The sequence below is a fragment of the Actinoallomurus acaciae genome, assembly GCF_042429965.1.
GTDB classification, from domain to species: Bacteria; Actinomycetota; Actinomycetes; order Streptosporangiales; family Streptosporangiaceae; genus Actinoallomurus; species Actinoallomurus acaciae.
The window spans coordinates 2,102-2,553 of record NZ_JBHLZP010000885.1; the positions used below are offsets into that span (position 1 = coordinate 2,102).

Annotated in this window: 1 protein-coding gene; it reads right to left on the bottom strand. The window is 59.7% G+C overall.

Features of this window, described 5'->3' with window-relative positions:
* Positions 1 to 398 (bottom strand): ATP-binding cassette domain-containing protein (locus tag ACFFNX_RS48495; protein ID WP_378213209.1); only part of this gene is annotated, 398 nt, incomplete at its 3' end.
* Positions 399 to 452: the final 54 nt, after the last annotated feature.

The following is a 452-nucleotide window of genomic DNA, read 5'->3' on the forward strand; positions in this document are numbered from 1 at the left end:
CGCAACGTCGTCACCCGCGAGCACAGATCGAAGATCTCCTCCAGGCGATGCGAGATGAACAACAACGCACAACCCTGATCCCGAAGCGTCCGAGAAACCGCGAACAACCGCGCGACCTCAATCCCCGACAACGCCGCCGTCGGCTCATCCATCACCAACACCCGAGCATCACGCGAAATCGCCTTCGCGATCTCCACAATCTGCTGATCCGCAATCGACAGACCACGCGCAGGACGATCAGGATCCAACACCACACCCAACCGCTCAAACAGCTTCCCCGTCTCAGCCCGCAACACACGACGATCAATCCGCCCGAACCTCCCACGCGGCTGACGCCCCATAAAAATGTTCTCCGCCACCGACAAATCCGGAAACAACGTCGGCTCCTGATAAATCACCGCAACCCCCACCTGCTGCCCATCACCAGGACCACGGAACTCAACAGGACGACC